The organism is Bacillus sp. FDAARGOS_1420 (assembly GCF_019344915.1).
In the GTDB taxonomy this organism is placed as follows: domain Bacteria; phylum Bacillota; class Bacilli; order Bacillales; family Bacillaceae_G; genus Bacillus_A; species Bacillus_A mycoides.
On the sequence record NZ_JAHWJB010000002.1, the window covers coordinates 2,364,776 to 2,386,605 of the forward strand.

Below are 21,830 nucleotides of genomic sequence, written 5' to 3' on the forward strand. Positions count from 1 at the left end.
AAAAACGCTATCCTTTCTATAGAAAGGGTAGCGTTTTTTTCGTTATATGGATACAAATTTATCTTATTAAATCCATTCAACAATAGTATCCATAGTTTGTCTTGTTTTATTAAATTTTGGTTCTCCTTTACGGTATCCGAATGCAACCATAACTGACACCTCAAGATTATCATCTTTTAAAATTCCTTCTTGACGAAGTAAAGAATCTACTTTTTCTTTATCGAATCCTTCCATTGGACAAGAATCAATACCGATTTGAGCTGCACTAGTCATCATATTAGCTAAAGCAATATAAGATTGCTTTGATGACCAATCAAATACAGCACGTTCGGAGTCTAACAATTTAAAATCCGATTCTTGGAATTTTTTGAAGAATTCATATCTCATTTGTTGGGCTTCTTCAGGCAATCCAATAATATCTTTCATCATGTGCTGAATATACTCTGCATCATAGTGCATATCTTTGATGTTTCTTGAAAGAACAATGACAAAATGACTTGCTGTTGAAAGTTGCCCACCTGCTCCCCATGAATATGGTAATAGTTTTTCTCTTAATTCTTTATTTTGTACCACAATAAATTTCCAAGGCTCATATCCAAAAGAAGAAGGAGATAATCTTCCTGTTTCTAAAATAAATTTAAAATCATCTTCTGAAATTTTCTTCATAGGATCAAATTCTTTACATGCATGTCTAAAGTTAAAAGCTTCTATAATTTTTTGTTTTGTGTTAGTCATAAAAAATCCTCTTTTCATTAATTTATTACTCAACTAAATTATATTTTTTAAGTATCAACGTTACAAGTACGCACATTTATGTGCTATAGTATCAAAAAAGATACTATTGTTAAGGGAGAGTCTTTTTATGATTAGTTCAAAAGAAGATGATATAAATTATCCATTTTTAAATAAATATTCTTGTCCCGTAGAAGCTATCGTCGAGGTTATTGGTGGGAAATGGAAAGGGGTTATTCTTTATCATTTGTTAGATGGTAAAAAACGATTTAATGAATTAAAAAGGTTGAAACCTAATATCACCCAGAGAATGTTAACACTTCAACTTAGAGAACTTGAAGCAGATGGCATCGTACATCGGGAGGTATATCGTGAAGTGCCTCCTAAAGTAGAATATTCGCTAACCGAACTCGGTGAGTCACTACGTCCAATTATCCTTTTAATGATGGAATGGGCGACCAATAATATGGAGCAGGTTTTGGAAAGTAGAAATAACACTAAATAGTATTTAAAACCTGTAATTAGCCATTACAAACAACTCAAAAAAGATTGCCCCTTAGGATACAGGCAATCTTTTTTCTTTTTTTAAATATGAAATTTATATTTTTGCAGCCTATCCCCATCAAAGAGCTATTTTTATTTTGTCATTGTTCGCTATAAAACATATACAGTTTCATACGGTAACGATCGAAAACAAATTCCATTCTTGTGTAATCTACATCGGGTAATATGATTGTGATGGGTAATACACCTGTGGTGGATAATAAGACTGTAATGAATAATACGATTGTGGTGGATAATAACTTTGTTGCATTTGTTGCGCTTGTAATGCTTGTTGCTGTGCTTGTATAGCATGATGAACAGCTTGAATAGTGCTTTGCGCAGGACCCTGCCCTCCTAAAGGGCGCATTTGCGTTTCATTGTAAAAATAATTGAAAAACATTCTTTATTCACCTCACCTCTGCATATATTTTTGTCTTCATGTTTCATACTATGAATATTGAATTAAAGTGGATTATTTATGAAATTTTTCATATTCAGGCTGTAGTTGGCTTATCCTCTACAGCCTTTTTATATCCCTAATCTCTTTTAAATGACCCTCAAATAAGGTTTTTGTTAAAATCTTACATAAATTTTATTTTTGGTGTATAATTAAAATATCTATATATTAGGAGTGTTTAAAACGTTAGAAACCATAATAATCTGTCTATATATTGTTTTCGGTATAAGTGCAGTATTTGGCTTAATAAAGGAATTTCAAAAGCCAAAGAAAAACCAATTTTTGATTTTATTTGAATCTCTAATTTTGATAGGAGCTATATTTTTAATAGCTAATATCTTCATCTAAATTACATAACGAGGACTCTTCAGGGAGCAAAGCAGTTAGCAACAGCTAACTACTTTTTAATTAAATAACTATTTTATAGCGTTTTTTATCAGTACCTCTAACTTTGAAATGGCGCTATTTAATTTTTGCCTTCCATCTTCATTCACCGTTTCATCATGTTTAATTTGTTTTGAAACAACTTTAGCCTCACATACTACCTCAACAAACTAAAAAGGCCTACTCACACGAGTAGGCTTTTGAAACTATGAAAGCTTCGTCAATAATTGATTTAAATCCTTTTTCGTTTTCGTCGTTAATGACTTCATTTTATTAACATCTATCTTTTCTTTCTCCGCTCCTACAATTAACGGATACATACTTTGGCCAATTGTTTTATATTCAGTCGGATGTGATGCTTCTAACTCTTTTTCAATGACATCCCACTTCTCATTAATTTGTTTTCCGATTTTATTAACTGTTTCTAACTTAGGATTTGCAGCTAATTGCTTGTCCAAGCTTTCAATTAATGTAACGACTTCTTTTACATTTGTTTTCACAGCAACGCTTTTCTTCGGATCTTTCGTTGTCTTTCCGTTATTGTTTGTACTTGTACTTTGATCTGCTGTCTTTCCGTTATTGTTTGTACTTGTGCTTTGATCTGTTGTTTTCCCGCTAGTAGTTTGATCATTCGTTTTTCCTGTCGTTTCTTTTTCTTTTGTTGTTTTGCCGTTACTTTCTGTTCCTGTTGATTCCTTTGTATTTTTTGCATCCTTATCTGTTTTTTCATTCGAAGAAGTATTTGTGTCTTTTTCAGTATCTTTCGTTGTTTTTGACGCTTCATCTGCACTTGTCGTTTTCGATTGCTCTTCATTTTGTGCAGTTGCCTGATCCTTCTTTGCTGCATCTTTATCTGTGGATGTACTACAAGCTGCCATTGTAAGCATTGTACCAATTGCTACTGATGCGATAGCGACCTTTTTCATTTTCATATAAATCCCCCTATGTTTATATAATTTATCCCGCATTAACGGGCAGTAAGACTCCCACCTCAGAAGTCGGATGGTGCAAGGAAGTTAGGTGCGAGATCAACTACCCGTAAACGCCCGATTGGTGAAGGCTAATAATCAGTGGGGGATAAACACCCCCTCACTAATTAAAGTTTCACTTTATCCTCCTCTTTACGATTCTATTTCCCCTTAAAAAATCCCTTTTCATACGAATCACCATCTTTCCGACAGTAATCTTCATAATAATACGTACAAAAAACGATAAATTCATTTTAATATTCGAGTTTTTTCTACTACATTTTCCTCCTCTGTAGCAAAAGAAAAAGAGTATGTTGTCACATGAAGATTTACAATCTACAAATGACAACATACTCTCCTATCAATTTTTTATCTTTCTTGACATTTTATTTATAAAAAAACAAAATAATTACTAATTTTTTTATTTCTCAACACTTGTTAACATAATATTTTTATGAATAACCACCGTTCGAATGAATGACTTGCCCAGTAACCCACTTCGCCTCTTCACTTACTAAAAAAGCAATTAAACGTGCCACATCCACCGATTCTCCAACTCTACCTTGCGGGAATTTCCATGCTAAATGATGCTGTAATTCCTCTGTAATCCATCCTGTATTCGTCGGTCCTGGATCAACAGCATTGACTGTAATCCCCTTCTCCATAGCTACTGGTGCAACTGACTTTGTAAATGCTTCTATTGCTCCTTTCGTTGCTACGTATGCTAGTTCATCTGGCATTGGCGCTAGTGACTGCCCAGAAGTAAGATTGATAATACTACCACTTGTTTTGAGTGAAAAATGTTTCATAAATAATGAACTTAATAGCATAGGAGTACGAACATTAACTGTATAATGTTTATCTAGCTGTTCTACATCTAACTCTTCAATTTTCGTATGAGTAGAATACGCCGCATTATTAATAAGAATAGATGGCTCACCTAAATGTTCTGATACCATGTACAATAAACGATTAGGCGAATAAGACTGCGATAAGTTGATTTCTGCCATTTCACATCGAACGCCGTAACTTTCAATTTCCTTTTTCAACAAAAAGGGTTCTTGATCATCCATTCCCCACGGCATTGCTTTATCATACCGAGGCCAGTACGTGAAAAAGACGTCTATCCCCTTTTGAGCAAGCACCTTGCATACAGCTGCACCAATTCCATTCAGACGAGTTGCCCCTGTTACAATTGCTATTTTCCTCACCTTTTCTCCTCCATCTATACGTAGATCCTCTGCACGAATACAGAGGATCTACCTTCTTATTGAATATTTGACAATATACGCTCAGCGCCTAATTTTAAAATTTTAATAAAGATATAATTTACAATCGTAAACATTACAAATAAAACGATAAACATAATCCAAAGTCCTACTTGAAGGAAGAAGTATAATACACTTACACCTGCTACAATAACTAAAGCTATTAAAATATTAGCTAAAAAATTCCACAAAGTTGTATATCGACTTTTAAATAATTTCTGCTCTGTATCCCAATGTATATCTGCAGTTTGTGCATCCCAGCGTGTACCTATTAAATTAATTAACAATAAACCGTTCGCACTTAGTAAGAACCAAAGTATCATGAAGACTGGCGAAATACCTGCTACAACTGCCATCGTAATACCGAATACTGCTAAAATGACCACATTAATTAACCAAGCAGTTATTGCTTTCGCAAAAAAGATATCCGAAGCCTTTACTGGTAAGTAACGATTCACAAACCAAGAGCTTCCATCTCGTGAGAATGACGTTGTTGCAATAACCTTACTTCCCATTAAAAATAACGACGCACAAAGGCCAACACCAATTGCAAAACCTGCTGATTCTGGATTATCAATATACCCTGTAATCCATTTTAAATTTCCATCTTGTACAAACAAAACAAAGAACAGCATAATTGGCATAACGAAAGTTTGCACAATACAATTTAAGAAAAATTGTGGCGTGCGGAATAACGTTTTAAATTCCTTTTTCACATATGCTTTTAAATGCGAACTTTGTACCGTTGATTTCTGTAAACCTTCTGCTGAAATTACCTCTTTCTTTGCTGTACTCGTTGAAAGTCCAATAACTCCTTTCAAATATGTACGCTCTGCAATGTAGTAAAACAGCGCGAAAAATGCGATAGAAATAAGAATGTATATTAGTACGTATAATATTCCCTTCCACGATGCATTTTCTACTAATCCCATCGCTCCAAAATATGTAGTTGGAAAATAATTTGTCATTTGTATGAAAAGTGAGGATTCATTATTTGCAAGATAATTCGCAACCGAATCTCCAGCTCCAGATACTGCACTTTTATTTCTCCATTGCATAAATACATTGATTCCGACGATAAATAGTATACTTACGATTCCAATAAATATACTTCCTCGATCTTTATTTTTCGCTATATTCGTATACCTCATAATAATTGTCATAATTAACGAAGCTAAAACTAGCGGAATGATCGGGAAGAATAAGTAAATGACAATCATATAAATGTAATATGTAATGAAAGCACCACTCTTTAAACCGTAAGTAATAAAGATAGGCAATAAAATAAACGAGCTCATTACGTATTGTGTAATTAACACTGTAAAGAACTTTGCCGAAATAATTTGCGCTGGTTTTAACGGTAACGGTAGCAACATTTCAACATCATTACTATAGTAAAACACTGTTAAAATGTTCATAATACTCATCAAAAATACCCATATACTAGCAACTGCTAATCCCATCGCAATAACAATTCCTGGATCCTGTCCGAGGTGTATCATTCCTTCATATATTCCATGGGTCATCGAACCGAATATTAAAAAACCTACAAATAAAATGGCTGCAAATGAAAATAAATACGCCCATCTTTTCTTTTTATCTGTTATGAAATCTGCATAATTTAATTTCAATAATACTTTCGTTAACGTCCAAATTTTACTCATTTCCCGTCATCTCCAAGAACATTTTTTCAAGTGATTCATTGGATTCAAAATGGTCTCTCATTTCATTTAAATTCCCTTTAAACTGAAGATTTCCCTTATTAATAATCGCGACGCGGTCACATATTTTTTCAGCTACTTCTAATACGTGTGTCGAGAAAAATACAATCTTCCCTTTATCTGCATGTTCTCTCATCATTTCTTTTAAAATATAGGCAGATTTCGGATCAAGCCCTGTTAACGGTTCATCTAAAATCCACACATCTGGTTCATGTACGAGCACACCGATAATAACAATCTTTTGTCTCATACCGTGTGAATAACTTTGAATTTGATCAGATAAAGCATTGTACAGATCAAACTTCTTCGCTAATGACTCTATTCGTTCTTGTCTTACTTCCTTCGGTACTTCATACATATCAGCCATAAAGTTTAAATATTCAATCCCTTTTAATCGTAAAAACATATCCGGGCTATCTGGAACATAGCCAAATGTTTTCTTCGCTTCCATCGGATTTTTCATAATATCTTTACCGTTGATTGTAATGGTTCCTTTGTCCACCCCATGAATACCAGTAATCATCTTAATTGTCGTTGATTTACCCGCACCATTCGGTCCTAAAAACCCAAAGATTTCTCCGCTCGGTACAGATAAACTTAAATCTTTTACTGCATAGTTAGATCCATTATAACTTTTTGACACATTCAAAATTTCGATCATTACATCCAATCCTTTCCTTAATTACCAATTAACTATATTAACATTATAGCATACTTATATTTTTAGATTTTTATATTTTTCAGTTTTTTCAACCTTTAAAATAAATATAAATTCCTAATCCAACGATTAAAACAACGGCTAGTATTATATAAATCATCGTAAGTCGTTTAATATTTCCTGTTGTCGCTTTACTATAATTCGCATCACCATTTCGCCCAATTAACACCGTTCCAATTACAGTAATAACTACAAGTAATATAACAATCATTATCCCAGTTAACATTTCTTCCTCCCCCTCCTTACATCCATTTTACGATATTTCCCTTTTTATTTTACAGAATATTTAACCTTTTTTGCTATTATTATGAAATAAATCGTAAAACTATTATTACTATGAATTTCCATATGTGATATATTTATAACATATAGTGATTTATCCCGCATTAACTGACAGTAAGACTCCCACCTCAAAATTCGGCTGGAGCAAAGAAGTTAGGTGGGAGCCCTGCTGCCCGTAAACGCCCGATTGGTGAAGGCTAATAATCAGTGGGGGATGAACACCCCCCACTGATTAAAGTTTCACTTTATTTCTAACATCGAAAGGAGAATCTATCATGAAAACGACTTGGATAAAATATTTAGGATTTCTCGGTTTCTTTGGGTTTCTCGGATTTTTTTATGAAAAAGGATTGTTTACTCTGTTCTGTTTCTTCTCCTTTTTCACGACGTATAGAAAAGTTCATCACGATGAGCTTTTTGAACAAATCGTCAATAAATCTTGCCGCAACGCCTTTATCGTTACGTTATTAACTACCGCTATCATTATGTTTATTGAAATGTTATTTCCGAATCCTACACTACAAGAGATTGATATTGCTCTTATTTTCAGCACACTCATTCTTACATTCGGATTCTCTATGTTCTTTTACGATAAACCAGTTGATGAAATGGAAGATGCACCATGGCGTTCGTAACGAAGATAAAAGAATATCGTGCCAAAGTACATATGACGCAGGAAGATTTAGCGAAAAGCGTCGGTGTACGCCGTGAAACAATTAGCCATCTCGAGAAAGGAAAATATAATCCTTCCTTACAGCTTGCTCACGATATAGCGAGGGCACTACATAGTACGATTGATGAGATTTTTATTTTTGAGGATTAATAAAGGGCACCAAGTTTAATATATAATATTGAATCTACAGTAATAAAAGGTATACTACACGATGACGCATGTTGTTTAACAATGTAGTTTTAAGGTGTATCAACACTTTGCTTGATACGCCTATTTTTTATGGTTTTTATCACTACATTCATCAAAGCGACCAGTATGTTGCAACGAAAATACCGTACTTTTTCCAGAACCACATAAAAAAAGTACTGGTATCCTTCCCATGAAGAATACCAGTACTTTTCATTTATCACCCATACAAAACCGCATGAAATACGCCTAACAGTAAGTATTGATCCTCTATATAATCCTCATCATATACACTCATCTCGATATAATACATATCTTCCTCAAGACGAATATTCCAATCTGCGATTACATAGCCCTTTCGTAATAGCTTTCCAATCCCAAGTGAATTTTTGTGAACAACATATTCTTCTGTCTTATATGTAAAGGTAAATAAGAAATTTGCATCCAATAACTTTCCGTCACATACCATTATTTCATGCTCTGCATCATTATTATCGACGTACGTTACTAAAATCCTTCTTTGACGCTGCCTACTTACATCCTTTGCAATGACGCGAATATTGTTCTTACTATCCTTTATTTCATAAATGATATTACTACCGACTTTCGGAATGAAGTCTAGCACTTTCATCAACGTATTTTTATAATAGCCCCGTACTGCGCCTACTCCTTCGCTTCCATTGTAAACCTCTATTGAAGTCGTATCCGCTTTACTATCACACAGTCGTTTATAAGAAAGCTGCATCATTCGCTCTCCTCTTAAGTACTGATCAAACGTCACAGGATATCCTATCGCGCGCAGTTCCTTATTTAGCTCATATAAATAACGCCCGACGCTCTCTACTAATGTTGTAGTTGATATACGCTCTTGAAGTTCAAATTGCTGCCAACTGGAAAAAACTCTCCACTGATCTTCCTCTTCATATACGAATCCGAGAATTACTTCCTCACGGTCACTCGTTTCATAATTCAATTGTTCTTTCTGCCCATGTTGCACTTGTTCCATCCACTGTCCTAAATAAATGCCAAGCTCTGCAACCTTCATGCATGACTTCTGAAAAAATACGCTGTCACTCACGCGAATCGTTAAATCCCCTTCAATAAAGCCATTTGCATAAGCGGCATACCGTGGCTCATCCTTCTGCGGGATAGCCTTGTCTAACTCAAATAAAAACATTAACATCCTTCACTCACCTCTAGTTGTTACACAGCTCATACATGACATCGCATCACTCTGAGAAACTATGTATATATAAATATTTAATTATCGCATTATAAAATGTGAATGACCTTAGTATAGTAGCGCTATTTTTGCTTCGCGAACTCCCTCATAATAGAATAACTATCCTTTTATTATTTTTTTCTTGACTTAGAGTTCACTCTAATTATTATAATCAACTCATAGTTCATTCACAATAAAATCAATTGGATAAAATTCAGGAGGGATCGGAAAAGCTAAAATCAAAAGTGGCTGATATTAACGCAGACCTGAATGTTGTCATTCGAACCTTTGATTTATCTGTTAATACAATTGTACATTAAGGTACTAATTAAATAAAAACCTACGATTTCCTGTACGTTAAGAAGTCAGTGATTCTTGCCTTATTTTACTTTCTCTTAATAGTCGTAAAGCTTCTATAATTTATTTAGTACATATAAAAAAGACGGAATCATAAAATCAGCAAATTAGAAAATAAAACAGGATGGGAGTCAGTTATTATGGAGCAATCAAATAAAGCGTTTAGCCAGGCATTAGTAAAATCGTTAAGAGGGGAACGAGGACATCTTCCCATCAAGAATGCTTTGTCGGATATAGACGTGGCGCTTGCGGGAAAACGCAGAGAGGAACTGCCTTATTCTATTTATCAATTAGTGAAACACATGACCTATTGGCAAGATTTTCTCTTATTATCCGCTCAGGGGAAGAAGCCTGCATTGCCTGCCCATGTAAAAGAGAGCTGGCCTGAAGAAGAATGCCCTGGCAGTGAGGAAGAGTGGCAACAGATTATTCAGTATTTTCTTCAAGGGATTGAACAGGCATGCACGATCGCCCAAACTGTTCACTTGGACAAAACATTGGAGGAATGGCCTGATGAAACCCCTGGCGGTGTTCTACGGAATATTGCATCTCATAACTCCTACCATTTAGGAGAAATTGTGCTGATTCGCAGATTATTTAGTGCTTGGCCACCGCCAACAGGCGGATATCCGGTCTAAACAAGGAAAGGGTTCCACCCCATGCCCATTAACTTGAGATTTTAAATTACACCCAAAACGAAATTTTTACCACTTTACAGTTATTTATGAGAATTAAATTCATTTTTTTCATTACTGGGGAACAAACATTTTTTAAACTTGATGGAGATAGGGTATAAAAATACAAATTTCATCTCCCAAAAAAATAAAAAAACGATTGCTTGGATCCTAAGAGGCAATCGTTTTTTTTAGCTGTTTGTAATGACCAATTACAAACAGCTAAATATATTATTTAGTGTTATTTCTGTTTTCCAAAACCTTCTCCACATTAATCCTCAATTTCAATTCCAGCTTGTTTAAATGGTTCTAATTTTATTTCTGTTTTCTTTCAGTAAAATTATTTTGACTTGGTGCCATCTTTTTTGTCTCATATCTTAGTATATGAAATTATATGCACGATTTTCAAATACATCTACCGTAACTTACAATATATCAACTATTCGACAAATCTTAACAAGATTAAAATGAGACTACCTTTTCTTCCGCCACTTCCGCAATTTCTAAAATTTGTAGCAGGTTCTCCACTTCATAGGTCGGCTTAACACTTGTCTTGTTTTCTTTCAGACTCGGATTATACCAACACGTATCAATACCGTAATCTTCTCCACCTTTCATATCAGAAGTTAGCGAGTCTCCAACCATTAGTACACTTGATTTATCAGTAATCCCAAGCTTTTCAAACGCATAATCAAAAATCTCACGCGCTGGTTTTTGATGGCCGACTTCTTCAGAAATAATAATATGATCAAAGAAGTTACATAAAGGCGAATTTCCAATTCTAGATTGTTGCACTTTTGTATATCCATTCGTAATGATACCTAACTTGCAATCTTGAAGATTCTCACATAATTGCACTGCACCTTCTATAAGATGTACTTCTTCCCCTAAGTTTTCAAGGTATACATCACTAAAATGCTGCGCATCTACTTCTAGAGTATGAAGAGCAAATAATTGTCTAAATCGATCTACCGCTAATTCACTTAGCGTTATCATTTTATTTTCTAAATCTCTCCATAATCCATTACTAATCTCTTTATAACTTGCAAGATAATCATTATACCCTGTAGGCATGCCAAATTGTACAAACGCGTTATGTAATGCGTTTCTTTCTGTTTCAGGGAAATCTAATAATGTATCGTCTACGTCGAATAATATTACTTTGTATTTCATGATGTTCGCCTCAATTCCTAATTTAAAAACTTCATTCTCATAGCTTAATTATAAGCTTATATATATTTCATTATAAAGTGCTTTAACCCGCTCTTTATAGAATACACCTTTATCTTCTATTTTCAAATGTGCTATAAATAAGTTTGCAAGCATGACTGCTGTATCTAACCTATAAAATAAACTAACAATATGCGGGGTATCGTTAAAGATACTATCATTCTTATATCCCTCTTCAAATTCGTCCCAATTCACCTCATTCGTTTCAGCTATTCTCATAAGCTCCAATAATGGATGACCAATTAGAGCGTTATCCCAATCCACTATCGCTTTAATTTCTCCGTTATATCCAATTAAATTGGCTGGTCGAATGTCCATATGCAATAAACTCTTTACATGATCAGCTGTACTAAGAATATGTTCAATTGTTTTTGTCTCTGGAAGTTTAATTCCACAGTTCGTAATTGTATTAAAACCTTCTATCCGTTTCACAATGCGTTCCGCTATATACTTACTAATAGGCTCTCTAATGTTCTGCTCATATTGTAAACCATCGATTGGTATACTATGAAGCTCACTAACTAACTTCCCTATTTTACATGCAGAAATTGGCATATGATCAGTAGATACATAATCCGATATTAAAAAATCAAGTTCGGCAGAAAGATGCAATCCATGTATCTTTGGCACTGGAATACCTTTTGAATAACAAAACTTAGAAAGCTCTGTTTCCTTTTGCAATGAAATCCGACTATTAAATAAATCTTCATTTATATTTTCTACTTCTCTTTCCCACGGCACTCGAAATGCTAAAGGTCCCTTTTCTGAATCTCCGCAAAAAACAATATTTTGCACTCCCGTTCCAATCACCTTTAAATCCTGAACAGCTAGTTCCTTATAATCTTGACTTAGTATTGTTGCTAACTTTCCTCTTAACTCCTCTGCTTTTACACGTGTATGAATCATTTTATCCCCCGATTCTTAAGTTCTTTTCATCCATTTTCTCCCCGGTGTACAACAATCCTCATAAACAAAATTATAGCAACAATAATAAAAGGAGGCTAATCCAATTAGCCTCCCTCCTCATTATTTATCCCGCATTAACGCCTGATTGGTGAAGGCTAATAATCAGTGGGGATGAACCCCCCCACTGATTAAAGTTTCACTTTATCTTCTAGCAATAACACTTTCATTTCTTCTAGCGATTCTTTCGTAAAGCCAAGAGCTTTTTCAGCGTATGCTTCCACTGATCCGTATTGCTTTTTAACTTCATCAATCGCAGCTTGTAAATATTCAGCACGAGCTTCAAACATCGCACCTAATATTGCTCTACTTTCGTCGTTTTGTAATTTCGCACCTAAAAACGCCATCATTTTTTCATTTAACTTTTCACGGAAACCGTTACTTAGTAAGTAGTCTTCCATTACTGTTTTTTCCGGTACACCTAGTAAAAGTAATAATAATGCTGAGCCAAATCCTGTACGGTCTTTTCCAGCTGTACAGTGGTTTACTAATGGTAAGTTTTCTGGATTTTGCGCTAAGTTTAAGAAACTCACGAATGCTTCATTACCACTTACGAAATCTTGATTCATTTTCACAAGATACTCACCTGGCTTCCCTAACATAGAAAGGTCACCAACTTGGAAAAATTCATTTATGTTTAAGTCTTTCGCTAAATCTTGCATAACTGGTAAACACACTTGACGAGCACCTGTAATCTCTGGATTCGGCTTATGCTTCACTTCAAAGTCTGTACGGTAGTCACAAATTAGCTTTAAGCCAGACTTTTGTAAATAGTCGATATCCCACTCTGTTAGTCCTGCTAATTCCTCAGAACGGTACAGCTTGCCCCATTTTACTTTACGGCCTTCAGTCGTTTCATATCCTCCCATATCACGGAAGTTAAACGCGCCTTGTAATGGCAATCTACGCTCAGCTACTGTCACTGCTTGTCCATTACTTCCTACTAGTCTAAAATATGGACGCTCATTTTCACTAGGGTTTTCAATTGTACATGATGATTCTCCATTTACTGTTGCAAGTAATTCTCCATTTTCTTCAATATGATCTGGTGAAGTACTCCAGTAAATACGAACTTCTTCTATATTATTTTCCCACTTTATATATAACGTATTATCTTCATTTCTTTCTACAGTCGCTTGTAACCAATTTCTTTGCTGCTCCATTCTTTCACCAACGCTTTCTTATATAATCGAATCTTTCTTTATTGTATTATAGAAATATCCATTTTGTCGTTCTCATTTTTCTTTTTATCTTACAAATAGGCAAAAAGTTCTTTTACTTGTTCAAAATTTGTACACGGATTCCCTCGAAATACGTATGCGATTTGTTCATCACCTAAATCTTCATATACAACTGTCCCGCGATCAGGGTGCGAATAAAACTCTAATCCATTTATAATTTGTTTTGGGCCATAATTCATTGTCCAAGAAGAAACAGGATAGTACACTTTGTTTTTATGCCGACAAACCCAAAGTGCATATAGTTTACTATCTTCATCCCAGTATACATACTGTATTTCATCATTTCCGCAACCAACTGATTCAAGTTTCCAACTTAACTTTCCATGAATTGATAATTTAACATAGGATACGTCTTCGGGAGCATTCCACTCACGACATCTTCCTATCTCACCCATTTCACCTCTCTTCGCTTGAAAGCTTAATAAATGAAATGGTGTATGTAATATCGTTTTCGCCAACTCCATATTTACAGGTTGTAACCCAAATAGAAATCTTTCCATTTCATCTTGGTTTACATATCCACGATCAATAGAAATTTCAATTTGTGTTTTCCATTTAGATGTAACGTAACTTTCTTTTGCCTTATAATTTACACCTTTCCAATACACAAGCCCTTTATATTGAAAACAAGCTCCTTTTGCTTGAGAAATACAACTATCTGGAAATACCGGCTCCATTATATCTAGAAAAAACTCTTTTACACGAAACATTCCAGTTGGAGTAACAACCTGAAACCAAAAAGTTTCCCACTTTTCACCTTCATAACGTTCTGAAACCTTTTCAACTTTCCAATTCTCTAACAATACATGTGGATACAGTAAAACGAATGAATGCATGGATTGCTTTAACATATATAGTCCCCTCCCGCTATACGAGTTCGAGAGTATACACCATTCATCCTCCTAAAACTTCCTCACATATCGCTCAGTACAACTCAGCAACTGACATCCGTTCTTTTCAAAGACATCCTTCATCCACTCGTTTTGTACATTTGTCTCGCCAATATAATAAGATGCACCTATTTCTTTCAAGACAAACATTGCCCCTGTAAAGAATGCTGCTTCATACCCTTTATTTCGCATATTTGGAGCGACTGCGAAATACATAAGTTTTCCTTCTTCTAACGTACCTCTTTCAATATGCGGGATTACAATTCCTATTGGCTCTTCATCGATACTTGCTGTTAAACAATGTTCTTTCCATTGCCCACCTATTTCTTGTAGCATCGTATTTACAAATTGATCATAATCGATTTGTTCTCCCGTCACTTCATTCCACAGTGAATAAAAAGCGGCTTCGCCTATCTCTTCAATAAGCTTAAAATCAATTTCACTTTCTATATCTTCTACTTCATATATATCCTTAAATACAATCATATTTTCAGTAATATATTCAAATGAATACGTTTCGAAACATTTCTTATACACATCATAGTTTGGGCTTTTTGAAGAAATCTCAAATTGCAATTCTTCTATTCCATCTTTTTCAGCTTCAGCAACGCAATATTGCATTATCTCTTCTAATTGCTCTTCTGTAAAAACCTCTGCATCATTTTCTTTTATCATTATAGAAGAAGCATTTTTTCTTATTTTAAAATGTTTTTCTAACTGTTCTATAGTCATCATATACTTCCCTCATCTATGTCATACTCGAATTTCTACTTGTTCTCCTTGCATGAGCAGGATTGTCCTTGAATATATAGAATACTAGAAAACATTGCATCTTTAAAGTGCGGAGGAGGTTCTCCATTGGATATTACAGCATTGCAACAACAGTTGGAGCTTATACAACAAAATGACTATACGCAACTGCAACATATAGATATTAATGAGTTAACGCTCAATATGCTTCAGTATATCGGAACAACTGATAGTTACGTTCGTTACCAACTTATATATAAATGTTTTGCACATTTCATTCATCATGAATTCCTTATGGACGATCAACTGAAATTACTTCTACAAACTTGTTTAAGTGATGAGTATTTATATTGTGACATTCACTCCCCACTTACAGATGGGGTTTTCACACGTTCTTATACTGTTTCGTTACTTGCATTAATACTCCAATTCGCTAACTCGCACTACTTTTTTACAGAGGAGGATATCGAAGAAATAAAAAACAAACTCATTACATACACAAACTTAGAAATGGATTTTCGAGGCTATATTGAAAATAAAGGATGGGCTCATTGTCTTGCCCACGTATCTGATGCCTTTTCTGAAATTGTTCACAATTCCTATACGACCTTTGAATGGTACGAGGAATTAATTCATTGTTTATTAAATAAAATTTTCATCCCATCGGATCTTTTTCATAATAATGAAGATGAACGAATTGTTACACCGTTACTATCTATGCTATATCATGACTTCCCGCAAGATGAGTTAATTTCAATTATTTATAAAAAAATAAAAAGGCTTCCTCAAATTAGAAAACGTCTTTCCCTTAATGAGTATTGTATTTTATGCGCAAACATTAAAATCTTTTTACGCACATTATTTTTTAGAACAAAAGATGATCATAACTTAGCATTTACAGCACGTAAAACAGAAAAAATGTTAAAAGAACTGCCTAATTATTATTAAATATAAGGAGAAGAATTATGGGCTATATTGAAGACATGAGAAATCTAGTAGGAAATCATCCACTTATTTTAATAGGTTCACACGCCATTATATTAAATGAGAAAAATGAAATATTACTGCAGCTCCGTACAGATTTTAATCGCTGGGGCATTATTGGAGGCGCCTTAGAATATAACGAAACGTTAGAAGACGCTTTAAAACGAGAAGTATATGAAGAAACCGGACTTATCATTAAAAATCCAGAACTTTTCCGTACATACTCAGGAGCTGATTTCTTTCAAATCTATCCAAACGGTGATCAAGTTCATGGTGTACTCGTTGTTTATATTTGCCGAGAATTCCACGGTGAGCTTGTATGCGATCAAACGGAATCGAAAGAACTGCGCTTCTTTTCACTTGATGAATTACCTAGTAATCTCCCTCCTGTTATTGATAGGATTATTACAGATTACCAGCAAAAACAAGGGAACGCTTAACGTCCCCTCTCAAATCCAATCCGTTTTTTAATTTCCGCTAAATTTACCTTTGCGATAGCTCGTGCCTGCTCAGCACCTCTCTCTAACGCTTCGTATAATAAATTTGGCTCATTCATATACATCTCATATTTCTCACGAGGTCCGGCTAATTCACGATCTACAACGCGAAACAACTCTTTTTTCACATCGCCCCATCCAATGCCGGTCTCATACTTTTCACGCATCGACTGCATTTCATCTTCTGTCGCAAATTCTTTATAAATTGTAAATAACGTTTCTAGCTCTTTCGGTTCATTTGGAAGTGAAGAATCGGTTTTGATTTTAAATATTAACTTTCGTAGCTTTTCTTGCTCTGTAAATAACGGGATAACATTCCCATAACTTTTACTCATCTTTCTTCCATCAAGACCAGGTAAAATCGCTCCTTCTTCTTGTATCACATACTCAGGAAGTGTAAATGTCATGCCAAATGTATGATTAAAGTACGTCGCAATATCACGCGCAATTTCAATATGCTGAATTTGATCTTTTCCGACAGGTACATGAGTAGCTTGAAATAATAATATATCAGCCGCCATTAAAATCGGATACGTATATAATCCCATATTAACTCCATCATCTATCTCTAATCCCGCTTCTTTATTTTGCTCTACCTTCGCTTTGTACGCATGAGCACGGTTCATAAGACCTTTCGGAGTTAGGCAAGATAGTATCCACGTTAATTCTAAAATCTCCGGTATTTCTGTTTGTCGATAAAAAATAACGTCTTCGCTAAGTCCAAGTGATAACCAAGTAGCTGCTACCTCTTTCGTATAACTACTAAACTGACTCGGATCATGCACAGCATTTAACGCATGATAGTCAGCTATAAAATATAATGCTTTTCCTTCATTATTTTTTGACATTTGCAATGCAGGTTTAATTGCACCAATATAATTTCCTAAATGCGGATAACCTGTCGGCTTAATTCCTGTTAACATAATTTTCTCGCTCATCCTAACTCCTCCTTTCTCAAAATAAAAAACAAAAAGAGCCTCTCATCCTTAAAAAAGGACGAGAGACTCCCGCGGTACCACCTTTATTAGCTATCATTAGCTCACTTCATACTTCGATAACGTGAAGTAACCGTCTTTACCTACTCATTTCAGTTAGAAGCTCCAGAGCCCATTCCATATTCATCCCTTACTGATTCCCACCACATATCAGCTCTCTGAAAAGTTTTGAACATGTACTCTTCTCTTTCATTGCTTTTTAGTTATTTTTTACAGTTTATCACATTCCCTTTCCAATTAAACCCTAATTTTCTGTTTTATATAGCAGGAATTTCTACCTTAATTGTCTAATAATATATAGGTTTGCAGAAATACTCGAAACAACTTTGGAGGTTTTTTCATGGTAAAATATATATCCATTTTAGGTTCAACAGGATCCATTGGCACATCTGCATTAGATGTCGTTTCCGCTCATCCTGAACATTTTAAAATCGTCGGTTTAACCGCAAATTATAATATCGATCTTCTCGAAAAACAAATCGAATCTTTTCAGCCTCGTATTGTAAGCGTAGCGACAAAAGAATTAGCGGACACATTACGTTCTCGTATTTCAACAAATACAAAAATTACATATGGAACTGATGGTTTAATTGAAGTATCTACCCATCCTGATACAAATCTTGTATTAAGTTCAGTTGTCGGTGTTTCAGGTTTACTCCCAACAATTGAAGCACTAAAGGCGAAGAAAGATATCGCTATCGCTAACAAAGAAACTTTAGTTGCGGCTGGGCATATCGTCACCGAACTAGCGAAACAAAACGGATGCCGCCTAATTCCAGTTGATAGTGAACATTCAGCTATTTTCCAATGTTTAAATGGGGAAAATAATAAGGAAATCGAAAAATTAATTGTTACAGCTTCTGGCGGCGCTTTTCGTGATAAAACACGTGAAGAAATGAAAACATTACAAGCCAAGGATGCTTTAAAACACCCAAACTGGTTAATGGGCGCAAAACTAACGATAGATTCTGCCACGTTAATGAATAAAGGGTTTGAAGTGATGGAAGCTAAGTGGCTATTCGATATTCCTTATGAAAAAATTGATGTTATGATTCATAAAGAAAGTATCATTCACTCTTTAGTGGAATTTATTGATGGATCAGTCATGGCACAGCTCGGTGCTCCTGATATGAGAATGCCGATTCAATATGCGTTTCACTACCCTACTCGACTACCTTCATCCTATGAAAAATTAAATTTATTAGAAATTGGTAGTTTGCATTTTGAAAAACCAAATTTAGAGAAGTTCCCCTGTCTACAATATGCATTTGAATGTGGAAAAATTGGTGGTACAACTCCAGCCGTATTAAATGCAGCGAACGAAATTGCAAATGCACTATTTCTTAAAAATGAAATTGCATTTTTCGATATCGAAAAAACAATTTACAATACAATTGAAGCTCATCATAACGTAAAAGATCCTTCACTCGATGCTATATTAGAAGCTGATCAATGGGCACGCCAATACGCAAATCAATTGTTAATGAAAAAGAGCTAAAACAGTTTTATCTGTTTTAGCTCTTTTTTCACGTATTCAACTTCACAAATCTATAACTATGCGTAACTAACACTTTTAATATCGCATATCCTGGAATTGCTAAAATAATCCCCATAATTCCAAATAAATTTCCGGCCGTTAAAATAATAAAAATGATAGTAATTGGATGAATGTCTAACTTTTTGCCCATTACTTGTGGTGAAATAAATTTCCCCTCTGCTAATTGTACAACCATCATGACAATAATTACTTTTAAAATCATTGCTGGCGAGTCAATAAAAGCGATAATTAACGCTGGCGTTATAGCGATAATTGGCCCTACATACGGAACAATGTTTACAATCATCGCCAAAATAGCAAGTAATACAGCGTATTTAATGCCGATTATTAGATAACCAATGAATAGCATAATACCGATAAATAAACTAACAATAATTTGTCCTCTAATATACGAACTAATCGCATAATGCATATCATCTAGTATTCTCTTCGCAGCTGGTTGTCTTTGCTCAGATATAAACTTTAAAAAATGATTCGGTAATTGCTCACCATCTTTTAAAAGATAGAACAAAATAAATGGAACCATTACAAATGTTAAAACAACTTCAGTAATTGTACTTAAAAATCCAGTTACATTTCCTGTTACTGATGATAATGATTTTGTAAAGTTCATTGTAGAATCTTTTACGATATTAGCAACATCAATATTTAAACTTTCCTGCATTCTACCAATTACATTACTTTCTCCCAATTTACGTGCTGCCCTTTCAATTTCATGCCCGAAATATGGCAAGTTATCTATTAAAGCATTTACTTGATCTTTAATAATTGGAATAACCGTGACCGCAAGAAAAACAAATAATCCAAGAACAATTATATATATCGAGGCAATTGACACAATTCTCGACACACCTTTTCTCTCTAAAAGAGAAACGAATGGATGCAATATATAGAATAGTACTCCCGCTAATAATACTGGGAAAAAGATTGTTTTTAAAAATACGACGAACGGTGTAAAAACGAATGATATTTTTGTAAGTAATAATATATTTACAAACAGCAACGCGAATCCAAGTAGTACAGCTAAATAATTTTGTTCTTTAAAAAACTTTTTCAACTTATCTCTTTTTCTTATATTTACTTTCTCCAAGTGTACCACCTCTCTAATTAGGAAAAGCCCTAAAAAGGGCTTTATGAAATAATTAATAATAGCCTTTATTTCCTTGCAGCTTTTACTACAAATGATACAATAAGAATTAACACAATTGCACCTAATAATGCTGGTACGACATGAATCCCACCAAACGATGGCCCAAAAGATCCAAATAATCTACTACCTAACCAAGCTCCTAGTAAACCAGAAATTATATTTCCAAACATACCAGCTGGAAAATTTTTACCCGTTATAGAACTAGCAATTATACCTATAATAGCACCAACTATTAATGTAATAATCCATCCCATTTTTAGTCCCTCATTTCTATTATAGTTTGTATTATCAAATACAAGAGTAGCTAAACTCTTATATAAGATTACGTATTTATCTACGCTAACCATATCCTACTATAGAAATATACCTACGAATATTTTATGTATGGAGATACATATATTATATGCAAAAAAGAAAAAAATTGTCAAACTTACCCACAAATCAATTATATTAATATATCATATTTAAGGGAGGCGTTATTATCTATGATTCATAAATTACTTCCCACTTCTTATGAAGTAGCAACATCCATTTTAAATGTTCAAATTCCAGCTTATAAAATTGAAGCAGACTTTTTAAACAGTACTGCAATACCTCGTTTATATGATACTGTAAACGATATTCAAAATTGTGATGAAACATTCTATGGATATTTCTCTGAAAATAAACTCGTCGGCTTTATTTCTTTTATACAAGAAGAAGAACTAATCGATATCCACAGATTAGTTGTATCGCCCGATTTTTTTCAAAAAGGAATCGCAACGAAACTGCTACTTTATATATTTAACATGTTCTCGTCTTCAATGACATACATTGTACAAACAGGTAAAGCCAATACTCCAGCTCTCACATTATATAAAAAACACAGCTTCATTGAAGTAACAGATACAACACTACCTGATGGCATGATTCTTACGCAACTTAAAAGACAGAAAACACAAAATAGTTTGACTTAATTATTTATTTATGTTATTTTTTACTTTATACAACCTTTTGCTGAGTCCAAATTTTGGAGCGGGGGAACCATTAATGTAGCTTTTTGCTACTTGGGGCGAATCTTTTTTAAGTAGGGAAACTCTCACTTCCCGAGTCCGACAGCTAACCTCGTAAGCGTAATGGGAGAGGAAGGTGCTTTTTGCCTATGTTACACACTTTGCCTCCTTAGTTATAAATATGGAATCGATATCAATCAGAAAACTATATTTATAGAAAAGGAGACTGGTACAATGTTACGTTTATCAGATCACGCAATAAAAATGATGGAGCAAAGACTTCGACTCGAACAACACCGCACATATCAAGCAAATAAAGTTGTAGATAACTTACATCACAAATACTTCTTTCAGCATATTTTTCAGCCGAAAAGATAAAAAAATGTTCATTTAAA

The 21,830-nt window shown here is 34.3% G+C and carries 25 protein-coding genes, 1 riboswitch and 1 other annotated feature; of the genes, 9 read left to right on the forward strand and 16 right to left on the reverse strand.

Features of this window, described 5'->3' with window-relative positions:
- Window positions 1-66 precede the first annotated feature (66 nt).
- Window positions 67-753, reverse strand: a complete 687-nt coding sequence (locus tag I6L50_RS22380; protein WP_372585446.1) for an NAD(P)H-dependent oxidoreductase — start codon at window positions 751-753, stop codon at window positions 67-69.
- Window positions 754-862: 109 nt separating this feature from the next.
- Here I6L50_RS22380 and I6L50_RS22385 point away from each other — a divergent pair, with 109 nt between their 5' ends.
- The gene (locus I6L50_RS22385; protein WP_000625800.1) at window positions 863-1,237 is read left to right on the forward strand and encodes a winged helix-turn-helix transcriptional regulator; all 375 of its coding nucleotides are present in this window, start codon (window positions 863-865) and stop codon (window positions 1,235-1,237) included.
- A 210-nt stretch (window positions 1,238-1,447) separates the two neighbouring features.
- On the opposite strand, the gene I6L50_RS22390 is transcribed toward I6L50_RS22385, so the two are convergent.
- The 6 genes from I6L50_RS22390 to I6L50_RS22415 all read right to left on the reverse strand — a co-directional run bounded on the left by I6L50_RS22390 (window position 1,448) and on the right by I6L50_RS22415 (window position 7,017).
- The gene (locus I6L50_RS22390; protein ID WP_002084417.1) at window positions 1,448-1,675 is read right to left on the reverse strand and encodes a DUF3947 family protein; all 228 of its coding nucleotides are present in this window, start codon (window positions 1,673-1,675) and stop codon (window positions 1,448-1,450) included.
- A gap of 647 nt (window positions 1,676-2,322) precedes the next feature.
- Window positions 2,323-3,048 carry a hypothetical protein gene (locus I6L50_RS22395; RefSeq protein ID WP_219303154.1) on the reverse strand — a complete coding sequence of 242 codons (726 nt, stop codon included), beginning with the start codon at window positions 3,046-3,048 and terminating at the stop codon, window positions 2,323-2,325.
- Window positions 3,049-3,536: 488 nt separating this feature from the next.
- Window positions 3,537-4,295 (reverse strand): SDR family oxidoreductase, encoded by a 759-nt coding sequence (locus tag I6L50_RS22400; RefSeq protein ID WP_219303155.1) that lies wholly within the window; start codon window positions 4,293-4,295, stop codon window positions 3,537-3,539.
- A gap of 56 nt (window positions 4,296-4,351) precedes the next feature.
- Complete coding sequence (locus I6L50_RS22405) at window positions 4,352-6,016, reverse strand: putative ABC transporter permease subunit (RefSeq protein WP_219303156.1); 1,665 nt, start codon at window positions 6,014-6,016, stop codon at window positions 4,352-4,354.
- Window positions 6,009-6,734, reverse strand: coding sequence for an ABC transporter ATP-binding protein (locus I6L50_RS22410; RefSeq protein WP_002066081.1), 726 nt, complete (start codon window positions 6,732-6,734; stop codon window positions 6,009-6,011). Before I6L50_RS22410 ends, I6L50_RS22405 begins: the two co-directional genes overlap by 8 nt.
- 88 nt (window positions 6,735-6,822) lie before the next feature.
- Entirely contained in the window at window positions 6,823-7,017 is a 195-nt protein-coding gene (locus I6L50_RS22415) for a hypothetical protein (protein ID WP_002066080.1), read from the reverse strand.
- 331 nt (window positions 7,018-7,348) lie between these two features.
- Here I6L50_RS22415 and I6L50_RS22420 point away from each other — a divergent pair, with 331 nt between their 5' ends.
- Together I6L50_RS22420 and I6L50_RS22425 are read left to right on the forward strand one after the other, a co-directional pair.
- Window positions 7,349-7,708 carry a DUF3796 domain-containing protein gene (locus I6L50_RS22420; RefSeq protein WP_219303157.1) on the forward strand — a complete coding sequence of 120 codons (360 nt, stop codon included), beginning with the start codon at window positions 7,349-7,351 and terminating at the stop codon, window positions 7,706-7,708.
- Complete coding sequence (locus tag I6L50_RS22425; RefSeq protein ID WP_215551964.1) at window positions 7,696-7,896, forward strand: helix-turn-helix transcriptional regulator; 201 nt, start codon at window positions 7,696-7,698, stop codon at window positions 7,894-7,896. The genes I6L50_RS22420 and I6L50_RS22425 overlap by 13 nt, the downstream gene beginning before the upstream one ends.
- A 256-nt stretch (window positions 7,897-8,152) precedes the next feature.
- Here the strand turns inward: I6L50_RS22425 and I6L50_RS22430 are convergent, their stop codons facing one another.
- On the reverse strand, window positions 8,153-9,115 hold the full coding sequence (locus tag I6L50_RS22430; protein WP_219303158.1) for a tubby C-terminal domain-like protein: 963 nt from the start codon (window positions 9,113-9,115) through the stop codon (window positions 8,153-8,155).
- A gap of 536 nt (window positions 9,116-9,651) precedes the next feature.
- Between I6L50_RS22430 and I6L50_RS22435 the strand changes: the two genes are divergently transcribed.
- On the forward strand, window positions 9,652-10,149 hold the full coding sequence (locus tag I6L50_RS22435) for a DinB family protein (RefSeq protein ID WP_219303159.1): 498 nt from the start codon (window positions 9,652-9,654) through the stop codon (window positions 10,147-10,149).
- A gap of 498 nt (window positions 10,150-10,647) precedes the next feature.
- Here the strand turns inward: I6L50_RS22435 and I6L50_RS22440 are convergent, their stop codons facing one another.
- The 5 genes from I6L50_RS22440 to I6L50_RS22460 form a co-directional block, all read right to left on the reverse strand.
- Entirely contained in the window at window positions 10,648-11,358 is a 711-nt protein-coding gene (locus I6L50_RS22440) for a YjjG family noncanonical pyrimidine nucleotidase (RefSeq protein ID WP_219303160.1), read from the reverse strand.
- A gap of 48 nt (window positions 11,359-11,406) precedes the next feature.
- The gene (locus tag I6L50_RS22445) at window positions 11,407-12,321 is read right to left on the reverse strand and encodes a phosphotransferase family protein (RefSeq protein ID WP_219303161.1); all 915 of its coding nucleotides are present in this window, start codon (window positions 12,319-12,321) and stop codon (window positions 11,407-11,409) included.
- 188 nt (window positions 12,322-12,509) lie between these two features.
- Window positions 12,510-13,541 carry a tyrosine-protein phosphatase gene (locus I6L50_RS22450; RefSeq protein WP_219303162.1) on the reverse strand — a complete coding sequence of 344 codons (1,032 nt, stop codon included), beginning with the start codon at window positions 13,539-13,541 and terminating at the stop codon, window positions 12,510-12,512.
- 89 nt (window positions 13,542-13,630) lie between these two features.
- Window positions 13,631-14,470, reverse strand: a complete 840-nt coding sequence (locus I6L50_RS22455) for a hypothetical protein (protein ID WP_219303163.1) — start codon at window positions 14,468-14,470, stop codon at window positions 13,631-13,633.
- A gap of 51 nt (window positions 14,471-14,521) precedes the next feature.
- Window positions 14,522-15,244: a GNAT family N-acetyltransferase gene (locus I6L50_RS22460; protein ID WP_219303164.1), complete on the reverse strand. Its 723-nt coding sequence runs from the start codon at window positions 15,242-15,244 to the stop codon at window positions 14,522-14,524.
- A 123-nt stretch (window positions 15,245-15,367) separates the two neighbouring features.
- Between I6L50_RS22460 and I6L50_RS22465 the strand changes: the two genes are divergently transcribed.
- Both I6L50_RS22465 and I6L50_RS22470 read left to right on the forward strand, forming a co-directional pair.
- Window positions 15,368-16,207 carry a DUF2785 domain-containing protein gene (locus I6L50_RS22465; protein WP_002013997.1) on the forward strand — a complete coding sequence of 280 codons (840 nt, stop codon included), beginning with the start codon at window positions 15,368-15,370 and terminating at the stop codon, window positions 16,205-16,207.
- A gap of 17 nt (window positions 16,208-16,224) precedes the next feature.
- On the forward strand, window positions 16,225-16,683 hold the full coding sequence (locus I6L50_RS22470; protein ID WP_219303165.1) for an NUDIX hydrolase: 459 nt from the start codon (window positions 16,225-16,227) through the stop codon (window positions 16,681-16,683).
- On the opposite strand, the gene I6L50_RS22475 is transcribed toward I6L50_RS22470, so the two are convergent.
- On the reverse strand, window positions 16,680-17,678 hold the full coding sequence (locus tag I6L50_RS22475) for a tryptophan--tRNA ligase (protein WP_219303166.1): 999 nt from the start codon (window positions 17,676-17,678) through the stop codon (window positions 16,680-16,682). The genes I6L50_RS22470 and I6L50_RS22475 overlap by 4 nt on opposite strands.
- Window positions 17,679-17,729: 51 nt before the next feature.
- Window positions 17,730-17,937: a binding site (T-box leader), on the reverse strand.
- Window positions 17,938-18,075: 138 nt separating this feature from the next.
- Between I6L50_RS22475 and I6L50_RS22480 the strand changes: the two genes are divergently transcribed.
- Complete coding sequence (locus tag I6L50_RS22480; RefSeq protein WP_000241776.1) at window positions 18,076-19,233, forward strand: 1-deoxy-D-xylulose-5-phosphate reductoisomerase; 1,158 nt, start codon at window positions 18,076-18,078, stop codon at window positions 19,231-19,233.
- A gap of 28 nt (window positions 19,234-19,261) precedes the next feature.
- Here I6L50_RS22480 and I6L50_RS22485 read toward each other — a convergent pair whose 3' ends face one another.
- Together I6L50_RS22485 and I6L50_RS22490 are read right to left on the reverse strand one after the other, a co-directional pair.
- On the reverse strand, window positions 19,262-20,383 hold the full coding sequence (locus I6L50_RS22485; protein ID WP_219303167.1) for an AI-2E family transporter: 1,122 nt from the start codon (window positions 20,381-20,383) through the stop codon (window positions 19,262-19,264).
- A 65-nt stretch (window positions 20,384-20,448) separates the two neighbouring features.
- Window positions 20,449-20,697: a GlsB/YeaQ/YmgE family stress response membrane protein gene (locus I6L50_RS22490; RefSeq protein ID WP_113935942.1), complete on the reverse strand. Its 249-nt coding sequence runs from the start codon at window positions 20,695-20,697 to the stop codon at window positions 20,449-20,451.
- A 231-nt stretch (window positions 20,698-20,928) separates the two neighbouring features.
- On the opposite strand from I6L50_RS22490, the gene I6L50_RS22495 reads away from it, so the two are divergent.
- Window positions 20,929-21,399: a GNAT family N-acetyltransferase gene (locus I6L50_RS22495; protein ID WP_113935943.1), complete on the forward strand. Its 471-nt coding sequence runs from the start codon at window positions 20,929-20,931 to the stop codon at window positions 21,397-21,399.
- 28 nt (window positions 21,400-21,427) lie between these two features.
- A riboswitch (cyclic di-AMP (ydaO/yuaA leader) is annotated at window positions 21,428-21,572 on the forward strand.
- A gap of 97 nt (window positions 21,573-21,669) precedes the next feature.
- Window positions 21,670-21,813 carry a hypothetical protein gene (locus tag I6L50_RS22500; protein ID WP_000945246.1) on the forward strand — a complete coding sequence of 48 codons (144 nt, stop codon included), beginning with the start codon at window positions 21,670-21,672 and terminating at the stop codon, window positions 21,811-21,813.
- The last annotated feature ends 17 nt before the right edge of the window (window positions 21,814-21,830 follow it).

Excerpts from the sequence above, each read along its gene's own strand:
- I6L50_RS22405 (WP_219303156.1), bottom strand. The coding sequence starts at position 6,016 with ATGAGTAAAATTTGGACGTTAACGAAAGTATTATTGAAATTAAATTAT.
- I6L50_RS22480 (WP_000241776.1), top strand. The coding sequence starts at position 18,076 with ATGGTAAAATATATATCCATTTTAGGTTCAACAGGATCCATTGGCACA.
- I6L50_RS22380 (WP_372585446.1), bottom strand. The coding sequence starts at position 753 with ATGAAAAGAGGATTTTTTATGACTAACACAAAACAAAAAATTATAGAA.
- I6L50_RS22395 (WP_219303154.1), bottom strand. The coding sequence starts at position 3,048 with ATGAAAATGAAAAAGGTCGCTATCGCATCAGTAGCAATTGGTACAATG.
- I6L50_RS22385 (WP_000625800.1), top strand. The coding sequence starts at position 863 with ATGATTAGTTCAAAAGAAGATGATATAAATTATCCATTTTTAAATAAA.
- I6L50_RS22390 (WP_002084417.1), bottom strand. The coding sequence starts at position 1,675 with ATGTTTTTCAATTATTTTTACAATGAAACGCAAATGCGCCCTTTAGGA.
- I6L50_RS22445 (WP_219303161.1), bottom strand. The coding sequence starts at position 12,321 with ATGATTCATACACGTGTAAAAGCAGAGGAGTTAAGAGGAAAGTTAGCA.
- I6L50_RS22460 (WP_219303164.1), bottom strand. The coding sequence starts at position 15,244 with ATGATGACTATAGAACAGTTAGAAAAACATTTTAAAATAAGAAAAAAT.
- I6L50_RS22490 (WP_113935942.1), bottom strand. The coding sequence starts at position 20,697 with ATGGGATGGATTATTACATTAATAGTTGGTGCTATTATAGGTATAATT.
- I6L50_RS22495 (WP_113935943.1), top strand. The coding sequence starts at position 20,929 with ATGATTCATAAATTACTTCCCACTTCTTATGAAGTAGCAACATCCATT.
- I6L50_RS22450 (WP_219303162.1), bottom strand. The coding sequence starts at position 13,541 with ATGGAGCAGCAAAGAAATTGGTTACAAGCGACTGTAGAAAGAAATGAA.
- I6L50_RS22420 (WP_219303157.1), top strand. The coding sequence starts at position 7,349 with ATGAAAACGACTTGGATAAAATATTTAGGATTTCTCGGTTTCTTTGGG.
- I6L50_RS22500 (WP_000945246.1), top strand. The coding sequence starts at position 21,670 with ATGTTACGTTTATCAGATCACGCAATAAAAATGATGGAGCAAAGACTT.
- I6L50_RS22435 (WP_219303159.1), top strand. The coding sequence starts at position 9,652 with ATGGAGCAATCAAATAAAGCGTTTAGCCAGGCATTAGTAAAATCGTTA.
- I6L50_RS22410 (WP_002066081.1), bottom strand. The coding sequence starts at position 6,734 with ATGATCGAAATTTTGAATGTGTCAAAAAGTTATAATGGATCTAACTAT.
- I6L50_RS22475 (WP_219303166.1), bottom strand. The coding sequence starts at position 17,678 with ATGAGCGAGAAAATTATGTTAACAGGAATTAAGCCGACAGGTTATCCG.
- I6L50_RS22470 (WP_219303165.1), top strand. The coding sequence starts at position 16,225 with ATGGGCTATATTGAAGACATGAGAAATCTAGTAGGAAATCATCCACTT.
- I6L50_RS22430 (WP_219303158.1), bottom strand. The coding sequence starts at position 9,115 with ATGTTAATGTTTTTATTTGAGTTAGACAAGGCTATCCCGCAGAAGGAT.
- I6L50_RS22440 (WP_219303160.1), bottom strand. The coding sequence starts at position 11,358 with ATGAAATACAAAGTAATATTATTCGACGTAGACGATACATTATTAGAT.
- I6L50_RS22415 (WP_002066080.1), bottom strand. The coding sequence starts at position 7,017 with ATGTTAACTGGGATAATGATTGTTATATTACTTGTAGTTATTACTGTA.
- I6L50_RS22425 (WP_215551964.1), top strand. The coding sequence starts at position 7,696 with ATGGCGTTCGTAACGAAGATAAAAGAATATCGTGCCAAAGTACATATG.
- I6L50_RS22455 (WP_219303163.1), bottom strand. The coding sequence starts at position 14,470 with ATGTTAAAGCAATCCATGCATTCATTCGTTTTACTGTATCCACATGTA.